This is a genomic window from Micromonospora sp. NPDC007208 (genome assembly GCF_042869175.1).
In the GTDB taxonomy this organism is placed as follows: Bacteria; Actinomycetota; Actinomycetes; order Mycobacteriales; family Micromonosporaceae; genus Micromonospora; species Micromonospora foliorum.
Map to the genome: position 1 here is coordinate 1 of NZ_JBIAFG010000039.1, position 1060 is coordinate 1060.

Consider the following 1060-nt stretch of genomic DNA (forward strand, 5'->3'; position numbering starts at 1 on the left):
ACTGTGCTGTCCCGAGACATGTGTCAAGGGGAAGTCCCGATAGATGTGTCATGAGTTGTTGATCAGGCTGCTCGGGTGAGGCTGATGTAGGTCCGGTCGGGGTTGGGGTGGAAGTGGCCGAGGGGTTGGCCGTCGCGGTGGTAGATGGTGATCCGGTTTTGGTCGCGGATAGCGGTGACGGTGGCGCCGGCGTGGGTGGTGCCGACGCTGGTGCGGTGTCCGGCGACGGAGATCGCGCCGGTGCTGCTGACGAGGCAGCGGTGCAGGGTGGCGTCGGTCTGCATCGGGAGGCTGGTTGGTCCGCCGAGGCTGGGCGCGGCTGTCCATGCTTGGGCGGGGGTGGTGCGTCGCGGTAGGGCGCTGTGGCGTCGTTCGGTGTTGTAGTAGCGGCGGTAGATGTCCAGCAGGTTTTGCAGCTCCGCGCGGGTGTTGGGGGCGGGTTGGGTGCTCAGCCATTTCTTGAGGGTTTGGTGGTGGCGTTCGACTTTGCCGCAGGTCTGCGGATGGTAAGGGCTGGAGTTGATCGGTCGGACGCTGTGGTCCAGGAGGCACTGGACGAACGTGGAGATCGATCCGGGCCGGGTCAGCCGGCTGGTGAACGCGGTGCCGTTGTCGGACAACACGATCGCCGGGGCGCCGTACTCGGTGAACGCCTGCCTGACCGCGGTGACCGCGCCTTCGGCGGTCTCCGCGATGGTCGTGTAACAGCCGACGAGGGTTCGGGTGCAGTCGTCCAGGACGTCGAAGACCGCGGCGAGGCTGCCGTCGGCGAGCCGGACGTTCGTGGCGTCGATCTGATAGCAGTCGCGGGGGCGGGCGTAGACGAACCGGCGAAACGAGCTGTGGGGCCGTTTCGCCGGGTTCCGTTCGAGCAGGTCATGCCGGGCCAGGACCCGGTTGATCGTCGACCTCGAGGGCACCAGCCACGCCGGAGCAGTGGCGTTGTGCACCTCGATCAGGGCGTCGCGGATGAAGTCGGCCCCGTTGTCCAGGCCGAGTTCGGCGCGCAGTTTGCAGATCCAGGCGTCCAGGTCCGGTGGCGTCGTCCGCGGACTGCTGC

1 protein-coding gene is annotated in these 1060 nt (G+C 67.3%); it reads right to left on the reverse strand.

Annotation, left to right across the window (positions count from 1 at the left end):
- Window positions 1-62 precede the first annotated feature (62 nt).
- Window positions 63-1060: DDE-type integrase/transposase/recombinase (locus ACFYL6_RS33160; RefSeq protein ID WP_387177154.1), on the reverse strand; the 998-nt coding region annotated here is incomplete at its 5' end.